The organism is Streptomyces sp. NPDC048718, from assembly GCF_043198875.1.
In the GTDB taxonomy this organism is placed as follows: Bacteria; Actinomycetota; Actinomycetes; order Streptomycetales; family Streptomycetaceae; genus Streptomyces.
This window is the reverse complement of the sequence record NZ_JBICVG010000010.1, coordinates 111,936-135,287: the sequence shown is the minus strand read 5'-3', so window position 1 is coordinate 135,287 and position 23,352 is coordinate 111,936. Positions and strand designations below refer to the sequence as shown.

General features: G+C 72.0%; 16 protein-coding genes and 1 riboswitch. Of the genes, 10 read left to right on the top strand and 6 right to left on the bottom strand.

Annotation, left to right across the window (positions count from 1 at the left end; genetic code table 11):
- The first annotated feature begins 29 nt into the window (after window positions 1–29).
- From ACGFRB_RS20580 to ACGFRB_RS20550, 7 genes are all read left to right on the top strand, one after another.
- Complete coding sequence (locus ACGFRB_RS20580) at window positions 30–932, top strand: M24 family metallopeptidase (RefSeq protein ID WP_393244770.1); 903 nt, start codon at window positions 30–32, stop codon at window positions 930–932.
- A 92-nt stretch (window positions 933–1,024) separates the two neighbouring features.
- A complete protein-coding gene (locus tag ACGFRB_RS20575) occupies window positions 1,025–2,815 on the top strand; it encodes an SDR family oxidoreductase (protein ID WP_393244768.1) in 1,791 nt (596 codons plus the stop codon).
- A gap of 122 nt (window positions 2,816–2,937) precedes the next feature.
- Window positions 2,938–3,897: a MerR family transcriptional regulator gene (locus ACGFRB_RS20570; protein ID WP_393244766.1), complete on the top strand. Its 960-nt coding sequence runs from the start codon at window positions 2,938–2,940 to the stop codon at window positions 3,895–3,897.
- A gap of 89 nt (window positions 3,898–3,986) precedes the next feature.
- Window positions 3,987–4,532, top strand: coding sequence for an RNA 2'-phosphotransferase (locus tag ACGFRB_RS20565; protein ID WP_393244764.1), 546 nt, complete (start codon window positions 3,987–3,989; stop codon window positions 4,530–4,532).
- A gap of 129 nt (window positions 4,533–4,661) precedes the next feature.
- Window positions 4,662–5,021, top strand: coding sequence for a hypothetical protein (locus ACGFRB_RS20560; protein WP_393244762.1), 360 nt, complete (start codon window positions 4,662–4,664; stop codon window positions 5,019–5,021).
- Between the two features lie 111 nt (window positions 5,022–5,132).
- Window positions 5,133–6,035 (top strand): LLM class flavin-dependent oxidoreductase, encoded by a 903-nt coding sequence (locus ACGFRB_RS20555; RefSeq protein WP_393244760.1) that lies wholly within the window; start codon window positions 5,133–5,135, stop codon window positions 6,033–6,035.
- Window positions 6,036–6,190: 155 nt separating this feature from the next.
- Window positions 6,191–7,051 (top strand): Cof-type HAD-IIB family hydrolase, encoded by an 861-nt coding sequence (locus ACGFRB_RS20550; RefSeq protein WP_393244759.1) that lies wholly within the window; start codon window positions 6,191–6,193, stop codon window positions 7,049–7,051.
- Between the two features lie 190 nt (window positions 7,052–7,241).
- On the opposite strand, the gene ACGFRB_RS20545 is transcribed toward ACGFRB_RS20550, so the two are convergent.
- The 5 genes from ACGFRB_RS20545 to hisC form a co-directional block, all read right to left on the bottom strand.
- Window positions 7,242–8,951 carry a GAF domain-containing sensor histidine kinase gene (locus ACGFRB_RS20545; protein WP_393244757.1) on the bottom strand — a complete coding sequence of 570 codons (1,710 nt, stop codon included), beginning with the start codon at window positions 8,949–8,951 and terminating at the stop codon, window positions 7,242–7,244.
- Window positions 8,952–8,971: 20 nt separating this feature from the next.
- Complete coding sequence (gene cydD, locus ACGFRB_RS20540) at window positions 8,972–12,712, bottom strand: thiol reductant ABC exporter subunit CydD (protein WP_393244755.1); 3,741 nt, start codon at window positions 12,710–12,712, stop codon at window positions 8,972–8,974.
- 91 nt (window positions 12,713–12,803) lie between these two features.
- Window positions 12,804–13,808: a cytochrome d ubiquinol oxidase subunit II gene (gene cydB / locus ACGFRB_RS20535; RefSeq protein ID WP_363003502.1), complete on the bottom strand. Its 1,005-nt coding sequence runs from the start codon at window positions 13,806–13,808 to the stop codon at window positions 12,804–12,806.
- A gap of 18 nt (window positions 13,809–13,826) precedes the next feature.
- Complete coding sequence (locus ACGFRB_RS20530) at window positions 13,827–15,329, bottom strand: cytochrome ubiquinol oxidase subunit I (RefSeq protein WP_363003504.1); 1,503 nt, start codon at window positions 15,327–15,329, stop codon at window positions 13,827–13,829.
- 556 nt (window positions 15,330–15,885) lie between these two features.
- Complete coding sequence (gene hisC / locus ACGFRB_RS20525) at window positions 15,886–16,959, bottom strand: histidinol-phosphate transaminase (RefSeq protein ID WP_393244927.1); 1,074 nt, start codon at window positions 16,957–16,959, stop codon at window positions 15,886–15,888.
- A gap of 458 nt (window positions 16,960–17,417) precedes the next feature.
- On the opposite strand from hisC, the gene ACGFRB_RS20520 reads away from it, so the two are divergent.
- The 3 genes from ACGFRB_RS20520 to ACGFRB_RS20510 all read left to right on the top strand — a co-directional run bounded on the left by ACGFRB_RS20520 (window position 17,418) and on the right by ACGFRB_RS20510 (window position 21,312).
- The gene (locus ACGFRB_RS20520; RefSeq protein WP_361227273.1) at window positions 17,418–18,524 is read left to right on the top strand and encodes a LacI family DNA-binding transcriptional regulator; all 1,107 of its coding nucleotides are present in this window, start codon (window positions 17,418–17,420) and stop codon (window positions 18,522–18,524) included.
- Between the two features lie 429 nt (window positions 18,525–18,953).
- Window positions 18,954–20,276 carry a metallophosphoesterase gene (locus tag ACGFRB_RS20515; protein ID WP_393244753.1) on the top strand — a complete coding sequence of 441 codons (1,323 nt, stop codon included), beginning with the start codon at window positions 18,954–18,956 and terminating at the stop codon, window positions 20,274–20,276.
- A gap of 169 nt (window positions 20,277–20,445) precedes the next feature.
- Window positions 20,446–21,312, top strand: coding sequence for a hypothetical protein (locus ACGFRB_RS20510; protein ID WP_393244751.1), 867 nt, complete (start codon window positions 20,446–20,448; stop codon window positions 21,310–21,312).
- 92 nt (window positions 21,313–21,404) lie between these two features.
- Here the strand turns inward: ACGFRB_RS20510 and thiC are convergent, their stop codons facing one another.
- Window positions 21,405–23,198 (bottom strand): phosphomethylpyrimidine synthase ThiC, encoded by a 1,794-nt coding sequence (gene thiC, locus ACGFRB_RS20505; protein ID WP_393244749.1) that lies wholly within the window; start codon window positions 23,196–23,198, stop codon window positions 21,405–21,407.
- A riboswitch (TPP riboswitch) is annotated at window positions 23,193–23,308 on the bottom strand. (Overlaps the previous gene by 6 nt.)
- Window positions 23,309–23,352: the final 44 nt, after the last annotated feature.

Genomic DNA, 23,352 nt, shown 5'->3' with positions numbered 1-23,352 from the left:
GCGCTGAGCGGGACGGGCGGGGTGGTGGCATGGCATCGACGGGTACGGCGGGCAGCACGGGCACGAGGCCGGGGTCGGGGACGGGCACGGGCACGGTGGCGGCGCGTGAACTCGACGCTGAGCTGCGGGGGTTCAGGGAGACACAGCGGCTCGCGTACGCGTGCGCGGAGGCGGTCGCGGCCCAGCTGAAGCCGGGGGTGACCGAGCGCGAGGCGGCGCGGATGCAGCGCGAGTGGCTGTACGAGCGCGGGGTGAAGGACTGGTTCCACCGGCCGTTCGCCTGGTTCGGCGACCGCACGGCCTTCGCCGGCTTCAAGATCCCGCTCCAGTTCTTCCCCACCGACCGCCGCCTGGAGGCGGGGATGCCGTTCATCCTCGACATGGCCCCGGTGTACCGGGGTTACACGGCGGACATCGGCTACTCCGGCTGCCTCGGGCTCGACCCCCTCCACGACAAGCTGCTCGCCGATCTGGAGGAGCACCGCACCCTGATCCTCCGCGAGGTGCGCGAGCGCCGCCCCCTGCGGGAGATCTACGAGGACGTGGACCGCCTCATGGTCCGCCAGGGGTACGAGAACCGGCACCGCGCCTATCCCTTCGGCGTCATCGCCCACAAGGTCGACCGGGTGCGCGAACGCCGCTGGGCGCCCACGCTGTTCGGCTTCGGCACCCAGTCCCTGAAGGGCCTGGCGAGCGACGCGCTGCACGGCCACCGGGACGGCTGGTCGCCGCTGTGGTCGCCGTACAAATTCTCCGACCACCCGCCCAAGCCGGGCCTGTGGGCCGTCGAGCCGCACCTCGGATTCCGGGGCACGGGCGCGAAGTTCGAGGAGATCCTGGTGGTCACCGACTCCCGGGATCCCGAGGAGAGCGCGTTCTGGCTGGACGACGACCTGCCGCACGTACGCCGCTGGAACGAGGCGGCGGCATGAGGGACTTCGGCGATGCGAGCCACGCCGACGATACGGACGATGCGAGCGACATGAGTGACGACAGCGGACGAGGAACGGGAAGGGGAGGTTCGATGGCGGCCGACACCGGGCTGAGCGGGGCGCGCGAGCGCCTGGTCCGTACGGGCGGGATCGAGCTGTGCGTGGCGGAGCTGGGCGACGCGAGCCGGCCGACGGTCCTGCTCGTCCACGGCTTCCCGGACTCCAAGGAGGTGTGGTCCGAGGTCGCGCCGAGGCTCGCCGAGCGCTTCCATGTGGTGCTGTACGACGTCCGGGGCCACGGCCGTTCGACGGCGCCGCGCCCGCTGCGCGGCGGCTTCACCCTGGAGAAGCTGACGGACGACTTCCTGGCCGTCGCGGACGCGGTCAGCCCGGACCGGCCGGTCCATCTGGTCGGTCACGACTGGGGTTCGGTGCAGTCCTGGGAGTTCGTGACGGTGGCGCGGACCGAGGGCCGGATCGCGTCCTTCACCTCGATGTCCGGTCCTTCGCTCGACCACTTCGGGCACTGGATCAAGAAGCGGATGGCCCGGCCCACCCCGCGCCGGCTGGGCCAGCTGCTCGGCCAGGGCGCCAAGTCCTGGTACGTGTACGCGCTGCACACCCCGAAGCTGCCCGAACTGGCCTGGCGCGGACCGCTCGGCAAGCACTGGCCGGCGCTCCTGGAGCGGATGGAGGGCATCCCGGCCGGCGGCTACCCGACCGCGTCGCTGCGGTCGGACGCGGCCAACGGCGCCTGGCTCTACCGCGACAACGTGCGCTCCCGGCTCACCCGCCCGCGTCCCGACGCGTACGCCCACGCGCCCGTCCAGCTCATCACGCCGACCGGTGACGCGTTCCTCTCCGAGCGGCTCTACGACGACCTGGGCGACTGGGTGCCGGACCTGACCCGGCGCACCCTGCCGGTCAAGCACTGGGTGCCGCGCACCCGGCCCGACCAACTGGCCGCCTGGATCACCGAGTTCGTCGACCGGCACGAGGAACCGGCGACAGCGGCCCCGAAACCGGCGGTGAAGAGCCGGACCCGGCCCGCGTACGCGGAGCGGTTCGGCGGCCAGCTGGTCCTGGTGACCGGTGCCGCGAGCGGCATCGGCCGGGCCACCGCGTTCGCCTTCGCCGAGGCGGGCGCGCGGGTGATCGCGGTCGACCGGGACACCGAGGGCGCGGCCCGTACGGCCGAGATGTCCCGGCTCATCGGGGCGCCCGCGGCCTGGGGCGAGACCGTCGACGTGGCCGACGAGCAGGCGATGGAGAAGCTGGCCGCGCGGGTGACCGAGGAGTACGGCGTGGTCGACGTGCTCGTCAACAACGCGGGCATCGGGCTGACCGGCTCCTTCTTCGACACCACGAGCGAGGAGTGGCAGCGGGTCCTCGACGTCAACCTGTGGGGCGTGATCCACGGCTGCCGGTTCTTCGGGGAGCGGATGGCCGAGCGCGGACAGGGCGGCCACATCGTCAACACGGCGTCCGCCGCGGCCTTCCAGCCGTCCCGGGCGCTGCCCGCGTACAGCACCTCGAAGGCGGCGGTACTGATGCTGAGCGAGTGCCTGCGGGCCGAGCTCGCCGAGCGGGGCATCGGGGTGTCGGCCATCTGCCCCGGCATCGTGAACACCGCCATCACCTCCACCGCCCGGTTCGCGGGCGTGACGGACGCGGCGGAGGAGAAGCGGCGCCAGAAGAACGCGTCGCGGCTGTACGGGCTGCGCAACTACCCGCCGGAGAAGGTCGCGGACGCGATCCTGGGCGCGGTGCTGCACGACCGGGCCGTGGTGCCGGTGACCCCCGAGGCGCGGGGCGCGCACGCGCTGTCCCGGCTCTCGCCGGGGGTGCTGCGGGCGTTCGCGCGCTGGCAGCCGCCGGCGTAGCCCCGGCGGCGCGGAGCCGGTGGCGCGGAGCCGGTGGCGCGGAGCCCCGCCCCGGCAAGCCGTCCGTACGTCCGTACGGAGGTCCGGGGGCGGGCCGTACCATCGGGTGGAAGGATCGGTCGGTGGGAGCGGATGTGTCGGAGCAGTCGGTACCCCCGGAGTACCGGATCGAGGATCTGGCCCATCGCAGCGGGGCCACCGTGCGCACCATCCGCGCCTACCAGGACCGGGGCCTGCTGCCCCGTCCCGAGCGCCGCGGCCGGTCGAACGTCTACGGCGAGACCCATCTCGCCCGGCTCCGGCAGATCGCGGACCTGCTCGACCGCGGCTACACCCTCGCCTCCATCAAGGAACTCCTGGAGGCGTGGGACGCCGGACGCGGTCTGGGCGGGGTCCTCGGGCTGGTCGCCGAGGTCGACGGGCCGTGGACGGACGAGGAAGCCGACCGGATCTCGCGCGCCGAGCTGGACGCGCGGTTCGGCGGCGAGCCGGACGAGGACGCGGTCCAGGAGGCCATCGAGCTGGGTGTCCTGGAGCGCGTCACGGGCAGGGAGAACGAGGAGTACCTGGTTCCGAGCCCCCAGGAGCTGGCGGTGGCCGCCGAGTTGTACGCCGCGGGGGTGCCGCTCGGTGCGATCACCGGGCATCTGCGGGAACTTCGCGGCCAGGTCGAGCACATCGCCGCCCGTTTCCTGGAGTTCACGAGCGAGCACGTCTTCGCCCGCTATCTGGAGCACCGTCCACCGACGGACGCGGACGCGACCGAGGCCGCGACCCTGGTCCGGCGGCTGCGGCCGCTCGCCCAGCAGACCGTGGACGCCGAACTGGCGCGCGCGATGCGTCTGTTCGCCACCGCCCACCTCCAGTTCCACCTCTCCCCGGACGCCCCGGTGCCCGGCGGTCGCGAACCGCGTGCGGTGACCCTGCCCGCCGAGACGATCCGGGCCGTACGGGAGCTCGTTGGTGAGCGGAACGTGTCGGCGTTCATCACGGCCGCCGCCGAACGGGAAGTCCAGACACGGACCTTGGATGCACTCACCTCAACTCGGGCAAAGAGTAATGAAATCCCCCAAATAGACTGAAAATGCGGCCGGGTTGTCCACAGAATCGCCAACTAGCCTGTGGATAAAACAACTTGCCTGTGGATCAAACCTGGGGATTCAATGAATTCGTGAAGGACGAGAAACGCGTGGTGAGAGTCTCGAAATACCTTTCGAAGCATCTGCGCCACCAACCCGACCGCATCGGAATCGCCCTCGACCCACACGGCTGGACCGAGATCGACACGCTCCTGCGCGCCGCCGCCGCGCACGGCTTCCCGATCACCCGCGCCGAACTCGACCATGTGGTCGCCGCCAACGACAAGAAGCGCTTCACCGTCGAAGGCACCCGTATCCGCGCCGCCCAGGGCCACACCATCCCGGTCGACCTGGACCTGCCGCCCGCCGAGCCGCCCGCGTACCTCTACCACGGCACGATCGCCGCCCGGCTGCCCGCGATCCGGGAAGAGGGCCTGCGCTCCATGGCCCGCCACCATGTGCACCTCTCCCGAGACCGCGAGACCGCCACCCGGGTCGGCGCCCGCCGAGGCCGCCCCGTGGTCCTCGCCGTCGACGCCGGGGCGATGCACCAAGGCGGCCACGTCTTCCATGTCAGCGCGAACGGCGTCTGGCTCACCGCCGCCGTGCCCCCGCGGTACATCCGCTTCTCAGGCTGATCCCGACGCCCCGGGCCCGCGACGACCAGCCGGACACTACGGCGCCCGGGAAGCAATAAAGCGATAGTGATCCAGTCGTCGACCGTCACGGGATACCGTGCAACTCCGCTGTGAACGTGGGGGGTTCAGGTGAAGCAAGGCGACGAGAAGTACCAGGAAGCACTGGCCGAGGCGGTGAACATCCTCCGGCGCTGGGCGCGGGAAGGCCGCGTCGGCTCGTACAAGTCCCTCAGCGAAGAGCTGCAGGCCGAGGGCCACCGGGTCCACTTCCGCGGCCCGGTCATCAGCCATCTCCTCGCCGACGCCTGCCGCCAGGACAGCGAGGGGACCGCGCCCATGCTCTCCGCCCTCGTGGTCCTCAAGACGACCGGCCGGCCCGCCGGCCAGTTCTTCGAGCTGGCGATCGGCGCCCCGTTCCACCGGACGTCCGCGGACTGGACCTGGGAGCAGGAGCGCGCCCGCGTCTTCGCGCGGTACCGCGAGAGCTGATGGGCGCCCGCGCCGCTCGCGGCGGGGTCCCCTCGCCCCGGCGACCGCCCTTCCCGGGAGCCCCGACGTGGTCCCGCCGCACTCCCGACGCGCCCGACGTAGGCTCGACGCATGAACCTGCGCCTGAGCACCCTGATCCTCCCCACCCGACGATGGGCCGAGGGGGGCCGCGCCGTCTGGCAGCGGGCCGAGGAGCTCGGATTCCACGCCGCGTACACCTATGACCACCTGTCCTGGCGGACCTTCCGCGACGGCCCCTGGTTCGGCGCGCTGCCGACCCTCACCGCCGCCGCGACCGCGACGGACCGGCTGCGCCTGGGCACCATGGTCACCTCGCCGAACTTCCGGCACCCGGTGACCCTCGCCAAGGAACTGATCACGCTCGACGACATCTCCGGCGGCCGGATCACCCTCGGCATCGGCGCGGGCGGCAACGGCTTCGACGCCACCGCGCTCGGCCAGGAGCCCTGGACGCCGAGGGAGCGGGCGGACCGCCTCGCCGAGTTCGTCCCGCTGCTCGACCGGCTGCTCACCGAGGACGCGGTGACCGAGCCGGGCACGTTCTACTCGGCCCACGAGGCCCGCAACATCCCCGGCTGCGCCCAGCGCCCCCGGCTGCCGTTCGCGGTCGCCGCGACCGGCCCGCGCGGGCTGCTGCTCGCCGCCCGCCACGGTCAGGCGTGGCTGACGACCGGCGACCCGAAGCTGTACGAGAACGGCACCCCCGAGCAGTCGCGGGAAGCGCTCGCCATCCAGGGCGAGAAGCTGGAAAAGGCCTGCGCCGAGGTCGGCCGGGACGTCTCGGAAATGGACAGGATCCTTCTCCACGGCTTCACCCCGGACCGGAACGCGCCCCTGGAGTCCCTCGACGCCTTCGTCGACTTCGCCGGCCGTCACCAGGAGCTGGGCTTCACCGAGATCGTGATCCACTGGCCGGTCGCCGACTCCATCTTCGCCGCCGACCAGGACGTTTTCGAGCAGATCGCCACCGAGGCCCTCGCGCAGCTCGGCTGACCGACCGCCCCGGCGCACGGCCCCCGACCCGTCGGCACCCGCCCCTTGTCCCCCAGGGTGCCGACTGGCCGGAAACCGCCGGGCTCCGGCCCGCTCCCGCACTCAAATGTGCGGGCTTCCGCACGCACGTGCGCGTTGTGCGGAACAATGAAGCGGTGACTCCATCTGACTCCGCGCACCCCGAGAACCGGTCCGTCCGCCTGATCGCCACCGATCTCGACGGCACTCTGCTGCGGGACGACAAGACCGTCTCGGAGCGCACCGTCGCGGCCCTCGCGGCCGCCGAGCGGGCGGGTATCGAGGTCTTCTTCGTCACCGGCCGCCCGGCCCGCTGGATGGATGTCGTCAGCGATCACGTCCACGGTCACGGTCTCGCCATCTGCGCCAACGGCGCCGCGGTGGTCGACCTCCACCGTGGAAAAACGTTTCTGGACGTGCGCCCGTTGATGCGGCCCACCGCCCTGGACATCGTCAAGGCCCTGCGGACCACCGTCCCCGGCACCACCTTCGCCGTCGAGATGACGACCGGCATCCACTACGAGCCGGACTACCCGCCGTTCTTCCTCGACCCGGGTGCCACCGTCGCCGACGCCGAGAAGCTCCTGTTCGAGGACGCCCCCGGCACCGGCGACCCCGTCCTCAAGCTGCTCGCCCAGCACCCGGACCTCGACCCCGACGCCTTCCTCGGCACCGCTCGCGAGGCCGCCGGCGCGCTCGCCTCCTTCACCCGCTCCAGCCCCACCGCGCTCCTGGAGATCAGCGGCCTCGGCGTCTCCAAGGCCTCCACTCTCGCCCGGTGCTGCGCCGAGCGCGGGATCACGCCCGAGGAGGTCGTGGCCTTCGGCGACATGCCCAACGACATCGAAATGCTCGGCTGGGCGGGGAGTTCCTACGCCATGGGCAACGCCCACCCCGACGCCGTCGCCGCCGCCACCGGCGTCACCGCGGGCAACAACGAGGACGGCGTGGCCCTGGTCATCGAGCGCCTCGTCGCCGAATCCGTCCACGCCCGCTGATCCCCCGGGCCCGGCACGGGCCCCAGCCCTGCCTCCGGCCCCGGACCACCCGGCCCGGGCCCGCCTCCAGGCCCGCGCCACACCGGCACCGCACCGCAATCACGCCGGCACCGCACCACGCCACATCGCCCCGCCGTCCTGCCTGCCGTCCCGCCGTCCCCGCCTCCGGGCAACGCCCCGGGAACCCAGGTCAGAGCGGCGCCTGCCACACCACCGTCGTCCCGGCCCCGTCCTCGCCGATGCCCGGGTCGCACCAGCTCGCGCCGCCGAGCGACTCGGCGCGCCGGGCCAGATTGCGCAGCCCGCTGCGCCGGCCCCCGGACGGGATCCCGATCCCGTCGTCGGCCACCGACAGCCGGACCCCCGGGGTGCCGTCCGCCAGCGTGACCGTGGCGTCCAGGACCACCTCGATCCGGGACGCCTCCGCGTGCCGGAAGGCGTTCGACAACGCCTCGCGCAGCGCGGCGATGAGGTTCTTGCCGGTCAGTTCGCCGACGGTCGCGTCGATCGCGCCGAGGAAGCGGTGCGCGGGCTTGAAACCGAGCGGCACGGCCGCCGTGTTGATCTCCCGCAGGACCCGGGTGCGCAGCCCCGAGGGCGCCTCCGCCGGCCCCTGCTGGAGCGCGAAGATCGCCGTACGGATCTCCTGGATGGTCACGTCCAGCTCGTCGACCGCCTTGCCGACCCCGTCCCGCACGGCGGGCACGATCGACTTGCGCTGGGCGCTCTCCAGCATCATCCCGGTGGCGAACAGCCGCTGGATGACCAGGTCGTGCAGATCGCGGGCGATCCGGTCGCGGTCCTCGTAGACGGCGAGCCGTTCCCGGTCCCGCTGGGCCTCGGCCATCATCAGCGCGAGTGCCGCCTGCGAGGCGAACTGGGCGGCCAGGGTCCGCTCCGCCTCCGTGAACGGCCGCGCGCCCCGGGCCCTCGGCACCGCGAGCGCCCCGAGCACCCGGCCGCCGCTCTGCAGCGGCAGCATCATCGCGGGCCCGTACTCCGCCGCGAGCGGGGTGGCCATCCGGGGGTCGCCGGCGGCGTCGTCGAGGAACACCGCCTCGCCCTCCAGCAGACTCTCCGTCACCGGACTCTCGGCCGGGATCACCAGGCCGAGCGTCCGGCTCGCCTGGTCGGTGGAGACGGCGACGACCTCCAGACCGCCCTCCTCGGCCGGCAGCAGCACGATGCCCGCGCCGGCGTCGGCGAGCCGCCGGGCCTGCTCGGCGACGACCGTGAGCGCGTCGTCGGCGTCCCCGCCGGAGAGCAGGGCGGTGGTGACGGCGACGGAGCCGTCGATCCAGCGCTCGCGCTGCCGGGCGGCCTCGTACAGCCGCGCGTTGCCGATGGCGATCCCGGCCTCGGTGGCGAGCACCCGGACCATGTGGACGTCGTAGTCGTTGAACTCGCCGCCGTCGTTCTTCTCGGCGAGATAGAGATTGCCGAAGATCTCGCCCTGCACCTTGATCGGGACACCGAGGAAGGTCCGCATCGGCGGATGGCCCGGGGGGAACCCGGCCGAACGCGGATCGGCCGCCACATCGGCGAGCCGGATCGTCTGCGGATCACGGATAAGCGCGCCGAGCAGCCCGGCGTGCCCGTCGGGCCGGTGGCCGATCCGGCGCGCGACGTCCTCGCCGACGCCGTAGGTGACGAAGTCGGACAGGCCGTCGCGCTCCTCGTCGACGACGCCGATGGCCGCGTACCGGGCACCGGCGAGCGCCGCCGCCGTCTCGCAGATCCGGTCGAGGGTGGTGTGCGGTTCGAGGCCGGCGCCGACGGAACGCATCGCCTCCAGGAGCAGCGGCACGCGCGCGGTCAGTTCGGTCGACAGACCGCGCAGACCCCGGGTCGCCTGGGTCGCGGCGTCGAGCGGGTCCGGTACCTCGGGCGCGGCGGTCATGACCGTGGGCCTCTCGCTTCCTATGGGGCGGCGGCAGTCGGCTGTGCGGACCGCGCGGGGGCCGGGGACGCGGACCGGTCGTCCGGCGCGGTCCCCGGTACGAAGGTAGCGGCGGCGTCGGCGTCGGTCGCGGCGGCCCCGGTCGCGAGCAGCCGATCGCTCGCCCGCTCCCGCTCCCGCATCCGCCGCAGCGGCCCGTCGGCCGCCGCCAGGTCCGCGTACGGCCCGCGCTGCGCGATCCGGCCCCGGTCGAGGACGATCACCTCGTCGACGGCGTCGAGTCCGTGCAGCCGGTGGGTGATGAGGACGGTGGTGCGTCCCTCGGTGGCCCGCAGCAGATCGTCGGTGAGCGCGTCGGCGGTGGCCAGATCCAGATGCTCGGCCGGCTCGTCGAGGACGAGGACGGGGAAGTCGGCGAGCAGTGCCCGGGCGAGCGCGAGGCGCTGCCGCTGGCCGCCCGAGAGCCGTGAACCGTGCTCGCCGACGAGCGTGTCGAGCCCGTCGGGCAGGGTGTCCACCCAGTCCAGGAGCCGGGCGCGGCGCAGCGCCTCGCGCAGTTCGCCGTCGCTCGCCCCGGTCCGGGCGAGCCGCAGGTTCTCGCGCAGCGTGCTGTCGAAGAGGTGGGCGTCCTGAGCGCACAGGCCGACGAAGCGGCGGACGTCGTCGCCGTCGAGGTCCCGGGCGGGGACGCCGCCGATCCGGTACGCACCGGACTCGGTGTCCAGGAAGCGCAGCAGCACCTGGGCGAGGGTCGTCTTGCCGGAGCCGGACGCGCCGACCACGGCCACCCGGTGCCCGGCCTCGAGGCGCAGCCCGAAGCCGTCCAGCGCGGGCCGGTCCGCTCCGGCGTACCGCGCCGTGAGCCCGTCCAGTTCCAGCGGGAACGGACTCGCTGGGGCAGCCGCGGGTGCGGCCGGCTCGGGAACGGGGACCGGGGCGTCGAGCACGGCGAGGACCCGCTCGGCGCTGCGCCGCACGCGCTGGCGGTACTGGAGGGCGAGGGGCAGTCCGGTGACGGCCTCGAACGCGGCGAGCGGGGTGAGGACGACCACGGCGAGCGCGACGCCGTCGAGCCGGCCGTCCCGCACCGCCTGGACGCCGACGAGCGCGGCACCGGCCACGGTGAGGCCGCAGACCAGGGCGGACAGACCGGCGCTCAGCGCGGTGGCGGCGGACTGCCGGGAGGCGATGGCGGTGAGGGTACGGTCGGCCGCGGCGGCCCGTTCGACGCGGCCTTTCAGGGCCCCGGCGACGGTGAGTTCGGCGCAGCCGCGCAGCAGGTCGACCACGGTGGTGGTGAGCGTGCCGCGCGCGGGGGCGAGCCGCCGTTCCGCGCGCCGGGCGAGCGCGGCGCCGGTCAGCGGTACGGCGACGCCGGCGAGCAGCAGTCCGGCGGCGAGGACCGCGCCGGCCTCGGGCAGCAGCCAGGCGGTGAAGGCGACCGATCCGGCGCCGACGACCAGCGCGGCCCCGGCCGGGAGGAGCCAGCGCAGCCAGTAGTCCTGGAGCGCGTCGACGTCGTGCACCAGCCGGGCCAGCAGATCGCCGCGCCGGGTGCGGCGCAGTCCGGCGGGCGCGATCCGCTCCAGCCGGCGGAAGACGGCGACCCGCAGATCGGCGAGCATCCGCAGGACGGCGTCGTGCGAGACGAGACGCTCGGCGTAACGGAACACGGCGCGCCCGATACCGAAAGCGCGGGTCGCGGTCACGGCGACCATCAGATAGAGCACGGGCGGCTGTTCGGACGCCCGGGAGATGAGCCACCCGGACACCGCCATGAGGCCCACGGCCGAACCGAGCGCCAGGCTGCCCAGCAGCAGCGCGAGCGCGACCCGGCCCCGAAGCCCGCCGGCCATCGCCCGCACCCGGCCGAACACCCGCCGCGCGGACGGCGCCCGGCCCACGGCGCCGGCGTCCATGGGGCCGGAGCCCAGAGAGCCGGTGCCGGTGGAGCCGGTGCCCATGAGGCCGGTGTCCAGGGAGGACGCGGACTGCCGGGACTCCACAGCCGCGGGAGCGGCCGGAGCGGTACCCGCTCCCCTGGGGTCGGCAGCCACGGGCAGCGCGCTCCTCGCGCCACCGGCCACCGCATCGCGCACGGCCCCCTCGGGCGCACCGAACTCCTCGGCCGCGCCGATCCGCACCACCCGGTCCGCGACCGCGAGCAGCGCCGGCCGGTGCACGACCAGCAGCACCGTACGGCCGACCGCGAGCCGGCGGACGGCGTCGACGACACCGGCCTCGGTGTCCCCGTCGAGGGCGGCGGTCGGCTCGTCGAGAAGCAGCAGGGGCCGGTCCGCGAGGAACGCCCGGGCCAGCGCGAGCCGCTGGCGCTGACCGGCGGAGAGACCCGCACCGTCCTCACCGAGCAGGGTGTCGGCACCCTCCGGCAGATCGGTGACGAACCCGTCCGCGCCGGCATCGCGCAGCGCCTGCCGGACCGCCGCGTCGGAGGCCTCCGGCCGGGCCAGCCGGACGTTCTCCGCGATGGTCCCGGCGAAGAGATGCGGGCGCTGTGGCACCCACGCGATCCGCGAGCGCCACTCCTCCAGGTCCAGCGAGGCGAGGTCGGCGCCTCCGACTCGTACCGTGCCGCCCTCCTCCGGGCGGGTGAAGCCGAGCACCACGTCGAGCAGGGTCGACTTGCCGGAGCCGCTCGGTCCGACGAGGGCCACGGTCTCGCCGGGTTCGACGGTGAGCGAGGCGGCGGCGGGCGAGGCCGTGGTGCGGCCGGGGTGCCGTACCGTCACCCGGTCGATTTCCAGACGCAACGACGCGGGCACCGTCCCCGTACCGCCGGCGGGCAGCGGCTGTTCCAGGACCTCGAAGATCTCCTCGGCGGCGGCCAGTCCCTCCGCCGCCGCGTGGAACTGCGCACCCACCTGCCGCAGCGGCAGATACGCCTCGGGCGCCAGGATCAGGATGACGAGTCCGGTCGTGAGATCGAGAGTGCCGTGCACCAGCCGCATACCGGTGCCGACCGCGACCAGCGCGACCGACAGCGTCGCGAGCAGTTCCAGGGCGAAGGAGGAGAGAAAGGCGATCCGCAGCGTCCGCATAGTCGCCCGCCGGTACTCGGCGGTGATCTTCCGGATGTTCTCGGCCTGCGCCTTGGCACGGCCGAACACCTTGAGCGTCGGCAGACCGGCCACCACGTCGAGGAAGTGCCCCGAGAGCCGGGACAGCAGCTTCCACTGACGGTCCATCCGGGCCTGGGTGTACCAGCCGATGAGGATCATGAAGAGCGGGATGAGCGGCAGGGTCACCACGATGATGGCCGCCGAGATCCAGTCCTCGGTGACGATCCGGGCGAGCACCGCCACCGGCACCACGACCGCGAGCCCCAGCTGGGGCAGATAGCGGGCGAAGTAGTCGTCGAGCGCGTCCACGCCCCGGGTGGCGAGCGCGGCCAGCGAGCCGGCCTTCTGCCCGCCGAGCCAGCCGGGCCCGAGCGCCGCGGCCTGCTGGAGAAGCCGGCCGCGCAGTTCGGACTTGACCGCCGCGCTGGCCCGGTGGGCGGCCAGCTCGGTGAGCCAGGAGACCAGCCCCCGCCCCACCGCCACGACGGCCAGCAGCACCAGCGGCGTGGTGAGACCGGAGACCGGCAGACCCTTCTGGAAGGCCCCCACCACAACGTCGGCGATCAGCATCGCCTGGGCGACGATCAGTACCGCCCCCACGAGGCCGAGTCCGACCACCGCCAGCAGGAAGAAGCGGGTCGCCCGAGCATGACGGAGCAGACGCGGATCGATCGGTTTCACGTGAAACATCCTTCCCCGGGGGCGATGTTTCACGTGAAACATCGCCCCGGAGAGGGCCGGCCCTGCGGGGGCCGGCCGGGCGGAGAGAGGGTCAGTGCGCGGCGTCGGCGATGTGCTGTGTGCCGATCCGCTTGCGGAACACCCAGTAGGTCCAGCTCTGGTAGAGCAGCACCAGGGGCGTCGCGATGGCCGCGCACCACGTCATGATCTTGAGCGTGTACGGGCTGGACGACGCGTTGGTCACCGTCAGGCTCCACGCCTCGTTGAGCGTGGACGGCATGACGTTCGGGAACAGCGTCAGGAACAGCATGGCCACCGCCGCGACGATCGTGACGCCGGAGAGCATGAACGCCCATCCCTCGCGTCCGATCTGGTTGGCCCCGATCGCGCCGACCAGCGCCACCACGGCGACCAGCATCGCGGCGAGGCTCCAGCCGTCACCGTGGTTCAGCTGGGTCCAGATGAGGAAGGCGAGCGCGAGCAGCGCCGTGACGATCCCCAGCTTGAGCGCGAGCGCCCGGGCCCGGCCACGGATGTCGCCGACCGTCTTGAGCGCCGTGAACACCGCACCGTGGAAGGTGAAGAGGGTGAGCGTGACCAGGCCGCCGAGGATCGCGTACGGGTTGAGCAGATCCCAGAAGTTGCCGACGTACTCGAAGTCCTGGTCGATCTTCACGCCCCGGACGATGTTGCCGAAGGCCACACCCCACAGGAACGCGGGGACGAGGGAGGTCCAGAAGAGGGCGTGCTCCCAGTTGCGCTGCCACTTCTCCCCGGACCGCTTGGCCCGGTACTCGAAGGCGACACCGCGCACGATCAGACAGAGCAGGATGATCAGCAGCGGCAGATAGAAGCCGGAGAAGAGCGTGGCGTACCACTCGGGGAAGGCGGCGAAGGTCGCACCGCCCGCGGTGAGCAGCCACACCTCGTTGCCGTCCCAGACGGGTCCGATGGTGTTGATGAGGACGCGCTTCTCGGTCCGGTCCCGGGCGAGCAGCTTGGTGAGGATGCCTACTCCGAAGTCGAATCCCTCCAGGAAGAAGTAGCCGATCCAGAGGACGGCGATGAGTACGAACCAGACGTCGTGGAGTTCCATGCCTCGATCTCCTGAGCCTCAGTACGAGAAGGCCATGGGGCGGTCGGCGTCGTCCCCGCCGATCCGGGTGGGCGGGTTGAGGTCGTCCTCGGTCAGCTCGGGCGGGCCGGCCTTGATGTACTTGACGAGCAGCTTCACCTCGATCACGGCGAGGATCGCGTAGAGGGCCGTGAAGAGGCTCATCGAGGTGATCACCTCACCCTGGGAGACCCCGGGGGAGACGGCGTCGCGGGTCTGCAGCACCCCGAAGACGGCCCACGGCTGACGGCCCATCTCGGTGAAGATCCAGCCCCACGAGTTGGCGATCAGCGGGAAGGCCAGCGTCCACAGGGCCAGGATCCAGTAGGCATGGGCGAGCTTGGGGCTGAGCGCCTTGTTCTTGAACGGCACCAGGTGCGGTACCTCGTCCTCGCCCGTCCGCAGCGCGGGGGCCAGCCAGAACCTCTTGCGGGTCAGCCAGAGTCCGACGAGTCCGATGACGAAGGACGACATACCGAAGCCGATCATCCACCGGAAGCTCCAGTACGTGGTGGGGATCATCGGCCGGTAGTCGCCGGGCCCGAACCGCGCCTGCTCTTCCTTGTTGATGTCGTTGATGCCGGGGACATGCGAGCTGAAGTCGTTGTCGGCGAGGAAGGACAGCAGACCGGGGATCTCGATGGCCACGGTATTGCGGCCCTTCTCGACGTCTCCGTAGGCGAAGACGGAGAACGGCGCACTGTCCTGGCCGTCCCACAGCGCCTCGGCCGAGGCCATCTTCATCGGCTGCTGCTTGAACATGACCTTGCCGAGCGTGTCACCGCTGAGCGCGGTGAGCAGACCGGCGACCACGACCGTGACCAGACCCAGCCGGAGCGAGGTCTTCATCACCGCGACATGGCGCTTGCGAGCCAGGTGGTACGCGGCGATGCCGACCATGAAGGCGCCACCGGTGAGGAAGGCCGCCGAGAGGGTGTGGAAGACCTGGTTGAGGGTGGTGTTCTGCGTGATCACCAGCCAGAAGTCGGTGAGCTCGGCGCGTCCCCGCTGGGGGTTGAACCGGTAGCCGACCGGGTGCTGCATCCAGGAGTTGGCGGCCAGGATGAACCACGCGGAGGCGATGGTGCCGATCGACACCATCCAGATGCAGGCGAGGTGGATCTTCTTCGGCAGCTTGTCCCAGCCGAAGATCCACAGACCGATGAAGGTCGATTCGAAGAAGAACGCGATCAGCGCCTCGAAGGCGAGGGGGGCGCCGAAGATGTCGCCGACGAAGCGGGAGTAGTCGGACCAGTTCATACCGAACTGGAACTCCTGCACGATGCCGGTGACGACACCCATGGCGATGTTGATCAGGAAGAGCTTGCCCCAGAACTTGGTGGCCCTGAGGTACTTCTCCTTGTCGGTGCGCACCCAGGCCGTCTGTAGACCTGCCGTGAGCGCGGCGAGTGAGATCGTCAGCGGGACGAAGAGAAAGTGATAGACGGTGGTGATGCCGAACTGCCAGCGCGCCAGTGTCTCGGGCGCCAAAGCGAGGTCCACGTCTGCTCCTTACATCGCCGTGGTCACATCGGCAGTCTGCCCCTTTGATCCCACACATTCCTGGAGGAACAGGGACACGCTTGTGAACGCGTTCACATTCACAAGCATTATGGCTCATATGCAATAGGCCCCTTCGGCCGGGGTCCCCTACCCGGGGTCACCCCCTGAGCGGGACCTTCGCCACCTTCCCTCCGGCCACCCCCACCACGCTGACCAGGGCTTTTATCGGACGAGCCAAGCAACCGCCCCGGGGCACCGGGCCGAAGGGGTGACCCTGCGCGGTGGCCGGATCCCGTGGCACGCGCCACATTGGACGCGTACCCACGATTTCCGGCCATGACGAAGGCCGTCGAACGGCCCCGGACGACCTCCGGGAGGCCCGGCGCGCCGAGGACCGGCCGGAGGACCGGGGCCGAACGGCCTGACGAGGGCACGGCACCGCACGGCTCGAAATCATCGGGTGCCGGAGCACGACGGGCCCGGGAACGGCGACGACCCCGGAGTGGTCGCCCTCGCGACCGGCCCCGGGGCCGTATGTACGAAAGAAGTGCGGGAGTTACGCGTCCCTGCGGAAGCTCTCGGCCGCCTTCAGGAACAGGTCGTTCGCCTCGTCCTCGCCGATCGTGACGCGCACGCCCTCACCGGCGAACGGCCGCACGACCACGCCCTGCCGCTCGCACTCGGCGGCGAACTCCATGGTCCGCTCGCCGAGCCGCAGCCAGACGAAGTTCGCGTGGGTCTCCGGCACGGTCCAGCCCTGGGCCACGAGGCCGGCGTGGACCCGCTCGCGCTCGGCGACCAGCGCGCCGACCCGCCCGAACAGCTCGTCCTCGGCCCGCAGCGAGGCCACCGCGGCGTCCTGCGCCAGCTGGCTCACGCCGAACGGGACCGCGGTCTTGCGCAGCGCGGCCGCCACCGGCTCGTGCGCGACGGCGAAGCCCACCCGCAGGCCGGCCAGTCCGTACGCCTTCGAGAAGGTCCGCAGCACCGCCACGTTCGGCCGGTCGCGGTACAGCTCGATGCCGTCCGGGATCTCGGTGTCGCGGACGAACTCGCGGTACGCCTCGTCGATGACCACGAGCACATCGGAGGGCACCCGGTCCAAGAAGCGCTCCAGCTCGGCCCGGCGCACCGCGGTGCCCGTGGGGTTGTTGGGGTTGCAGACGAAGATCAGCCGGGTCCGGTCGGTGATCGCGGCGGCCATCGCGTCGAGGTCGTGCACCTCGCCGTCGGTGAGCGGCACCTTCACCGAAGTCGCCCCGCTGATCTGGGTGATGATCGGGTACGCCTCGAAGGACCGCCAGGCGTAGATCACTTCGTCGCCCGGGCCCGAGGTGGCCTGGAGCAAAGACTGCGCCACGCCGACCGAGCCGGTGCCGGTGGCCAGGTGGGAGACCGGCACGCCGAAGCGGTCGGCCAGCTCCTGCATCAGGCCCGTGCAGGCCATGTCCGGATAGCGGTTGAAGTCCGCGGCCGCGGCGAGGGTGCTCTCCATCACGCCGGGCAGCGGCGGATAGGGGTTCTCGTTGGAGGACAGCTTGAAGGCGACCGGACCACCGGCGGCGGCCGGCTTGCCCGGCTTGTAAGTGGGGACGCCGTCCAGTTCGGCACGCAGCTTCGGGCCTGCCACATCCGCCCCGGGGATCCCGCTGGTCTCGCTCACAGTGTGTCCTCCTCCGTACCTGGCACCAATACTGCTCACCTTATGAGGATTCGGCTCCGCTGCGAATGGCCTGGGAACAACTGGCGGGGGACAACTCGGGGCGCTCGGGGGCGAGCCGGGCCCGCCGGGGCGTGACGAGGGGCCCGCCGGCCCGGTCTTCACCCAGGGGGCGCATATCAAGATGGCGCGCGCCGGTGGCGGGCGCCGTGGCGCGCGTCCCCCATAGAGGTGAGTTGAGACCTCTTCGAGACCTCCACCCCTCGCCAGGCACATCGGCACAAGGGGCCGCAGAACCTATGGCGACATCCGAATTACCCTTTCTTTCCAAGGGGATTGACCCTGCATTGCCTTGCAGAAACGTGCCTCTCGATGCCTGCATATGCGCGCGGCCCGACCCACCCGCATCGCCCTACTATCGGCTCGCCATGACAGCAGCAGGGAAGCACCAGGTGAGCCGGGCACAAACCCGGGGAACCCGGCAGGGCCGGGCGGGCATCCGGGACGTGGCCGCCGCCGCCGGGGTCTCCATCACGACTGTCTCCGACGCACTCAACGGCAAGGGCCGGCTCCCGGACGCCACCCGCCGTCACGTCCGCGAGGTCGCCGACCGACTGGGCTATCGCCCCTCGGCGGCCGCCCGCACGCTCCGCACCGGCAAGTCCGGCCTCATCGGCCTGACCGTGACCACGTACGGGGATGAACCTTTCACCTTCACGGAATTCGCCTATTTCGCGGAGATGGCCAGGGCCGCCACCTCGGCCGCGCTCGCCCGCGGCTACGCGCTGGTCATCCTGCCCGCCACCTCCCGTCACGACGTCTGGTCGAACGTCGCCCTCGACGGCACCGTCGTCATCGACCCCTCCGACCACGACCCGGTCGTGACCGAACTCGTCCGCCAGGGCCTGCCCGTCGTCTCCGACGGACGCCCCGCCGGCACGCTGCCGGTCACCGCCTGGGTGGACAACGACCACGAGGCCGCCGTCCTCGATCTGCTCGACCACCTCGCGGCCGCCGGCGCCCGCCGGATCGGTCTGCTCACCGGGACGACGACCGACACGTACACCCGGCTCTCCACCACCGCGTACCTCGACTGGTGCGCACGGGTGGGCCAGGACCCCGTCTACGAGGCCTATCCGGCGCACGATCCGTGCGCGGGCGCCATCGCGGCCGACCGGCTGCTCGCCCGCCCGGACCGCCCCGACGCCGTGTACGGGCTCTTCGACCCCAACGGCACCGACCTGCTCGCGGCGGCCCGCCGCTACGGGCTGCGGGTCCCGGACGACCTGCTGCTCGTGTGCTGCAGCGAGTCCACGGTGTACGCCACCACCGAACCGCCCATCACGACGCTCTCGCTCAAACCGCGCCGGATCGGCACCGCCGTCGTCCAGCTCCTCATCGACGCCATCGAGGGGATCGAGACGGACGGTCCGGTCGAACGGGTCATACCGACGGAGCTGATCGTCCGCACCTCGTCGCAGCGGCGGCCGCCGCGAACGACGGTAAGCCCGCCCCGCTCTCCCTCGAAGGACTGAAAACCGTCGAGCGCCGGAAAGGGCCGCCCGGGCCGTACGAAAACCGCGACGGACCCGGACGGCCCGGCCCGAAAGGGCACCGGAGCAGCGGCCCCGCGAAGGGGAACGACACGGCCCGAGGGGGGCCGAGCGGGGGACAGGCTCCGGGCGTGGCCCGGAGCCCCGGGGCGGGCGGGGGAGCCGGGGGACGCGTGAACCGTTCGGCCCGGCATCGGTCGCACACCGCGACGCGGCCCGGGCCGAGCCCTGAACCGGATCTTCCCAATTCGGGCGAAACGGCCGGTGAACCCGGAGTGGACCCGGATTCACCACCCCTGGTGCGTCACACAGGAGGACGCTCATTCCTATGATGGGCGGACGACACCGCGGACCATCACTACCAGGCCGGTCCGCGATGTGCAGGGCATCGCGACGGTGGTGGAGGGGTCGATGACACAGGGGGACGGGCAGGAACCCGTAGTGCGCACGGCGACGTTGCGTGACTTCCGTGTACCTCCGTACGCCAAGGTGCCCGTCCAGGGGCAGCCCGCCGACCCGCGGACCGCCCCGGCGCACGCCCCGGATCCCGCGACCGCGCCCGCGGCTCCCATGCCCGCGGACGCCACGCTCCACCTGGGCAGCCTCCCGCTCGGACACCCCCTGAACCCGTACCGGGGCGAGGAGTCCGAGCCCTACGACGTCTTCGCCGCCGGAGCGCCGGCCCCCGCGCACGCGCCGGTCGCCCCCGGGGCCGTCCCCGAACCCCTGGCACCGGCCCCCGCGCCCGTGGCGCGGACGACCGACGGGCACCCCGGGAACGCCTTCCCCGAGGACGCGCTGCCCGAGGGGTACACCCCCACCGAGCGCGACCTGCCGGTCATCAACCGCGGCGACACCGTCCAGGTGCACGTCGACCCGCTGCCGCGCCCCGACGCCCAGGCCTCCGACGGCCGCGGCCCGCTCTATGTCGTGGGCGACGTCCACGGCTACCTCGACGAGCTGGTGGCGGCCCTGCGCGCCCAGGGCCTCATCGACGAGAACGGCGGCTGGGCCGCGGGCAACGCGCGGCTGTGGTTCCTCGGCGACTTCACCGACCGGGGTCCGGACGGCATCGGCGTCATCGACCTGGTGATGCGGCTGTCCGCCGAGGCCGCGGCCGCCGGCGGCTACTGCAAGGCCCTGATGGGCAACCACGAGCTGCTGCTGATCGGCGCCAAGCGCTTCGGCGACACGCCGGTCAACTCCGGGGCCGGCACCGCCACCTTCCAGGCCGCCTGGCTGCTCAACGGCGGCCAGAAGCACGACATGGACCGCCTCCAGGACGTCCACCTCCAGTGGATGTCCCGGCTCGACGCCGTCGTGGCGGAGGACGACCACCTGCTCCTGCACTCGGACACCACCGCGTATCTCGACTACGGCGCGACCATCGAGGACGTCAACGACACCGTCCACGAGATCCTCACCCGCAACGACGCGGACGAAGTCTGGGACCTCTTCCGGAAGTTCACCAAGCGCTTCGCCTTCCGCGACGAGGCAAGCGGCCCGGGCGCCGTGCGCGAGCTGCTCGCCACGTACGGCGGCCGGCGGATCGTGCACGGCCACAGCCCGATCCCGTACCTCCTCGGCCAGGTCGGCACGGAGGACGGCGAGGACGACGAGCGTCCGGTCGTCGACGGCCCGCACGTCTACGCCGACGGGCTGGCCATCGCGATGGACGGCGGAGTGACCATGGCCGGAAAGCTACTGGTCGTCCAACTCCCCCTGCCCGCCTGAGGCATAACCGTACGCACCCGGGGAATCCGAACCCCGGGACGCCCCGCCACCACGCGCGCAGTACTCGGCCACACGCTCCCGGCCGGTCCCTCCGTGGCGGGTCCTCCTCCGTTTCCGCCCGACCGGCAGTCTTTTCCGGCCGGTTTTGGCCCCCACGGAGCATCGGGGGATGCACATGTACGTGGCCCCACATCTGCTGACCGAAGACCGTCTCGCTTTCGAACAGACCCTCGACGACGCGCTGCACGCCATGGCCGGCGCGGAGGTTCCCGGCCGGGATGTCCCCGGCCCGGCCGGAGCCGCCCGGCCCACCATCGCGCAGCTGCGCGCACGGGCACTGGAAGCCGTGGAACCGATCACGACCACCGCCGCGACCGAGTACGACCACTTCAAACGGGTGCGCGAGCAGGCCCGGGCCCGTGAACGAGCCGGCGAGCAGGCCCATGAGCAAGCCGGTGAACAGGCCCGTTCCGCCCACGGAGGCGGCGATACGGCGCAGCGCCCCGCCCACGCGCGCGGGACGGAGCTCGTCACCGCCCTCACTGTCCTCGCTCCCCTCCTCGCGGGCACGGCGGCCGCGATCCTGCTCCTGGCCGGGGCGGTCCTCCGGCTCGTCGAACCGGCTCCCGCCTTCGCGGACACCCTGCTCACCACGGGCCTGTACTTCGGCGCCGGTGCGGCGGCCGGGCTGCTGTGCGGGGCGATGGCCCTGGTGATCACGGCCCTGCGCAACAAAACCGCCGCAACCCGGGCTCCCGCCGTCGCCGCCGCGACCGCCGACGACGAGACCGCGCGCGCCGAGGATGCCTGGCGCCGGGCGCTGCGGGACCGGGGGATCGTCCCCTTCCTCCGCGACGCCCGCGCCCTGCCACCGACCCCGGACGAACACCGTGGGAGCCCGGAGCCCCAGGAAGACCCGGCGAACCCGGCTCCGGGTACCGGCCGCCTCCCCCGGACCGGCTACAGCGCCCCGGACTTCACCAGCCCCGACTTCACCGGGCCGGACCTCGGCGCGCCGGGGCACGACCCCGGCTGATCACCGGCCGTCCGCCGTTGATCAGCCGGTCGCCCTGTCGCCGGCGGGCCGGTCGGCCGGCCCGCCGGCCGGTCAGCCGGTCAGCCGACCGGTCAGCCGTCCGCCATCGGCAGATAGACCCGGTTGCCCGACGCCGCGAACTCCTCGGACTTCCGCAGCATCCCGGCGGCGATCTCCGCGTCGCTCGCCGACGGCGCGTCCCCGCCGAACCGCTCGGTGATGCTCCTGCTGATCTTCATCGAGCAGAACTTCGGCCCGCACATCGAGCAGAAGTGCGCCGTCTTCGCGGGCTCCGCCGGCAGCGTCTCGTCGTGGAACTCCCGCGCCGTGTCCGGGTCGGGGGCCAGATTGAACTGGTCCTCCCAGCGGAACTCGAACCGCGCGTCCGACAGCGCGTCGTCCCACGCCTGCGCGCCGGGGTGCCCCTTCGCCAGATCCGCCGCGTGCGCGGCGATCTTGTAGGTGACGACGCCGGTCTTCACGTCGTCCCGGTTCGGCAGGCCCAGGTGCTCCTTGGGGGTGACGTAGCAGAGCATCGCCGTACCCCACCAGGCGATCATCGCCGCACCGATGCCCGAGGTGATGTGGTCATATGCCGGAGCGACATCGGTGGTGAGCGGGCCGAGCGTGTAGAACGGCGCCTCGTCGCAGATCTCCTGCTGGAGCTCCACGTTCTCGCGGATCTTGTGCATCGGGACGTGTCCCGGGCCCTCGATCATCGTCTGTACGTCGTGCCGCCGGGCGATCCGGTTCAGCTCGCCAAGCGTGCGCAGCTCCGCGAACTGCGCCTCGTCGTTGGCGTCGGCGATCGAGCCGGGCCGCAGGCCGTCGCCGAGCGAGTACGTGACGTCGTAGGCCGCCAGGATCTCGCAAAGCTCCTCGAAGTGCGTGTAGAGGAAGTTCTCCTGGTGGTGCGCCAGGCACCAGGCGGCCATGATCGAGCCGCCGCGCGAGACGATGCCGGTCTTGCGGCGCGCGGTCAGCGGCACGTACGGCAGCAGGACACCGGCGTGCACCGTCATGTAGTCGACGCCCTGCTCGGCCTGCTCGACGACGGTGTCCTTGTAGATCTCCCAGGTCAGTTCCTCGGCCCGGCCGTCGACCTTCTCCAGCGCCTGGTAGAGCGGCACCGTGCCGATCGGGACGGGGGAGTTGCGCAGCACCCACTCGCGGGTGGTGTGGATGTTGCGACCGGTGGACAGGTCCATGACCGTGTCGGCGCCCCAGCGCGTCGCCCAGGTCATCTTCTCGACCTCCTCCTCGATGGAGGAGGTGACCGCGGAGTTGCCGATGTTGGCGTTGACCTTCACCAGGAAACGCTTGCCGATGATCATCGGCTCGATCTCGGGGTGGTTGACGTTGGCCGGCAGAACGGCCCGGCCGGCCGCGAGTTCCTCCCGGACGACCTCGGAGGAGACGTTCTCCCGGAGGGCGACGAACTCCATCTCGGGCGTGATCTCGCCGCGCCGGGCGTACGCGAGCTGGGTCACCGCCCGCCCGGTCCGGCTCCGGCGCGGCAGCCGCGGACGGCCGGGGAACACCGCGTCGAGGTTCCTGAGCCCGCCGCGCGGCGAGGTGTGCTTGAGGCCGTCGTCCTCGGGGCGGACGGGCCGACCGGCATATGCCTCGGTGTCGCCCCGGCCGGTGATCCAGTTCTCCCGCAACGGCGGCAGACCGCGCCGGACATCGGTGTCGAAGGCGGGGTCGGTGTACGGGCCGGAGGTGTCGTACAGCGTGACGTCGGTGCCGTTGGTGAGGTGCACCTGGCGGACCGGCACCCGGATGTCGGGGCGGGAGCCCTCGACGTATCCCTTGTGCCAGCCCGGCGTGCGCTCCTGCCGCTCGTTCCGATCGGAGGCAGGGGTGTGCGCATCCTGAATGGTCATATGACCGAATCTCCCTACGCCGGCATTACCCGGTAACAGGTTCGGCGGTCGGCGCAGCGAATCGTCAGCGCCCTCTCAGCCCGGTGCTCCGAGCTCCCGCGTGTGCAAAGGCGTCACCACGCTAGCGCCATCTCTGGCGCGCTGAACAGTGGGC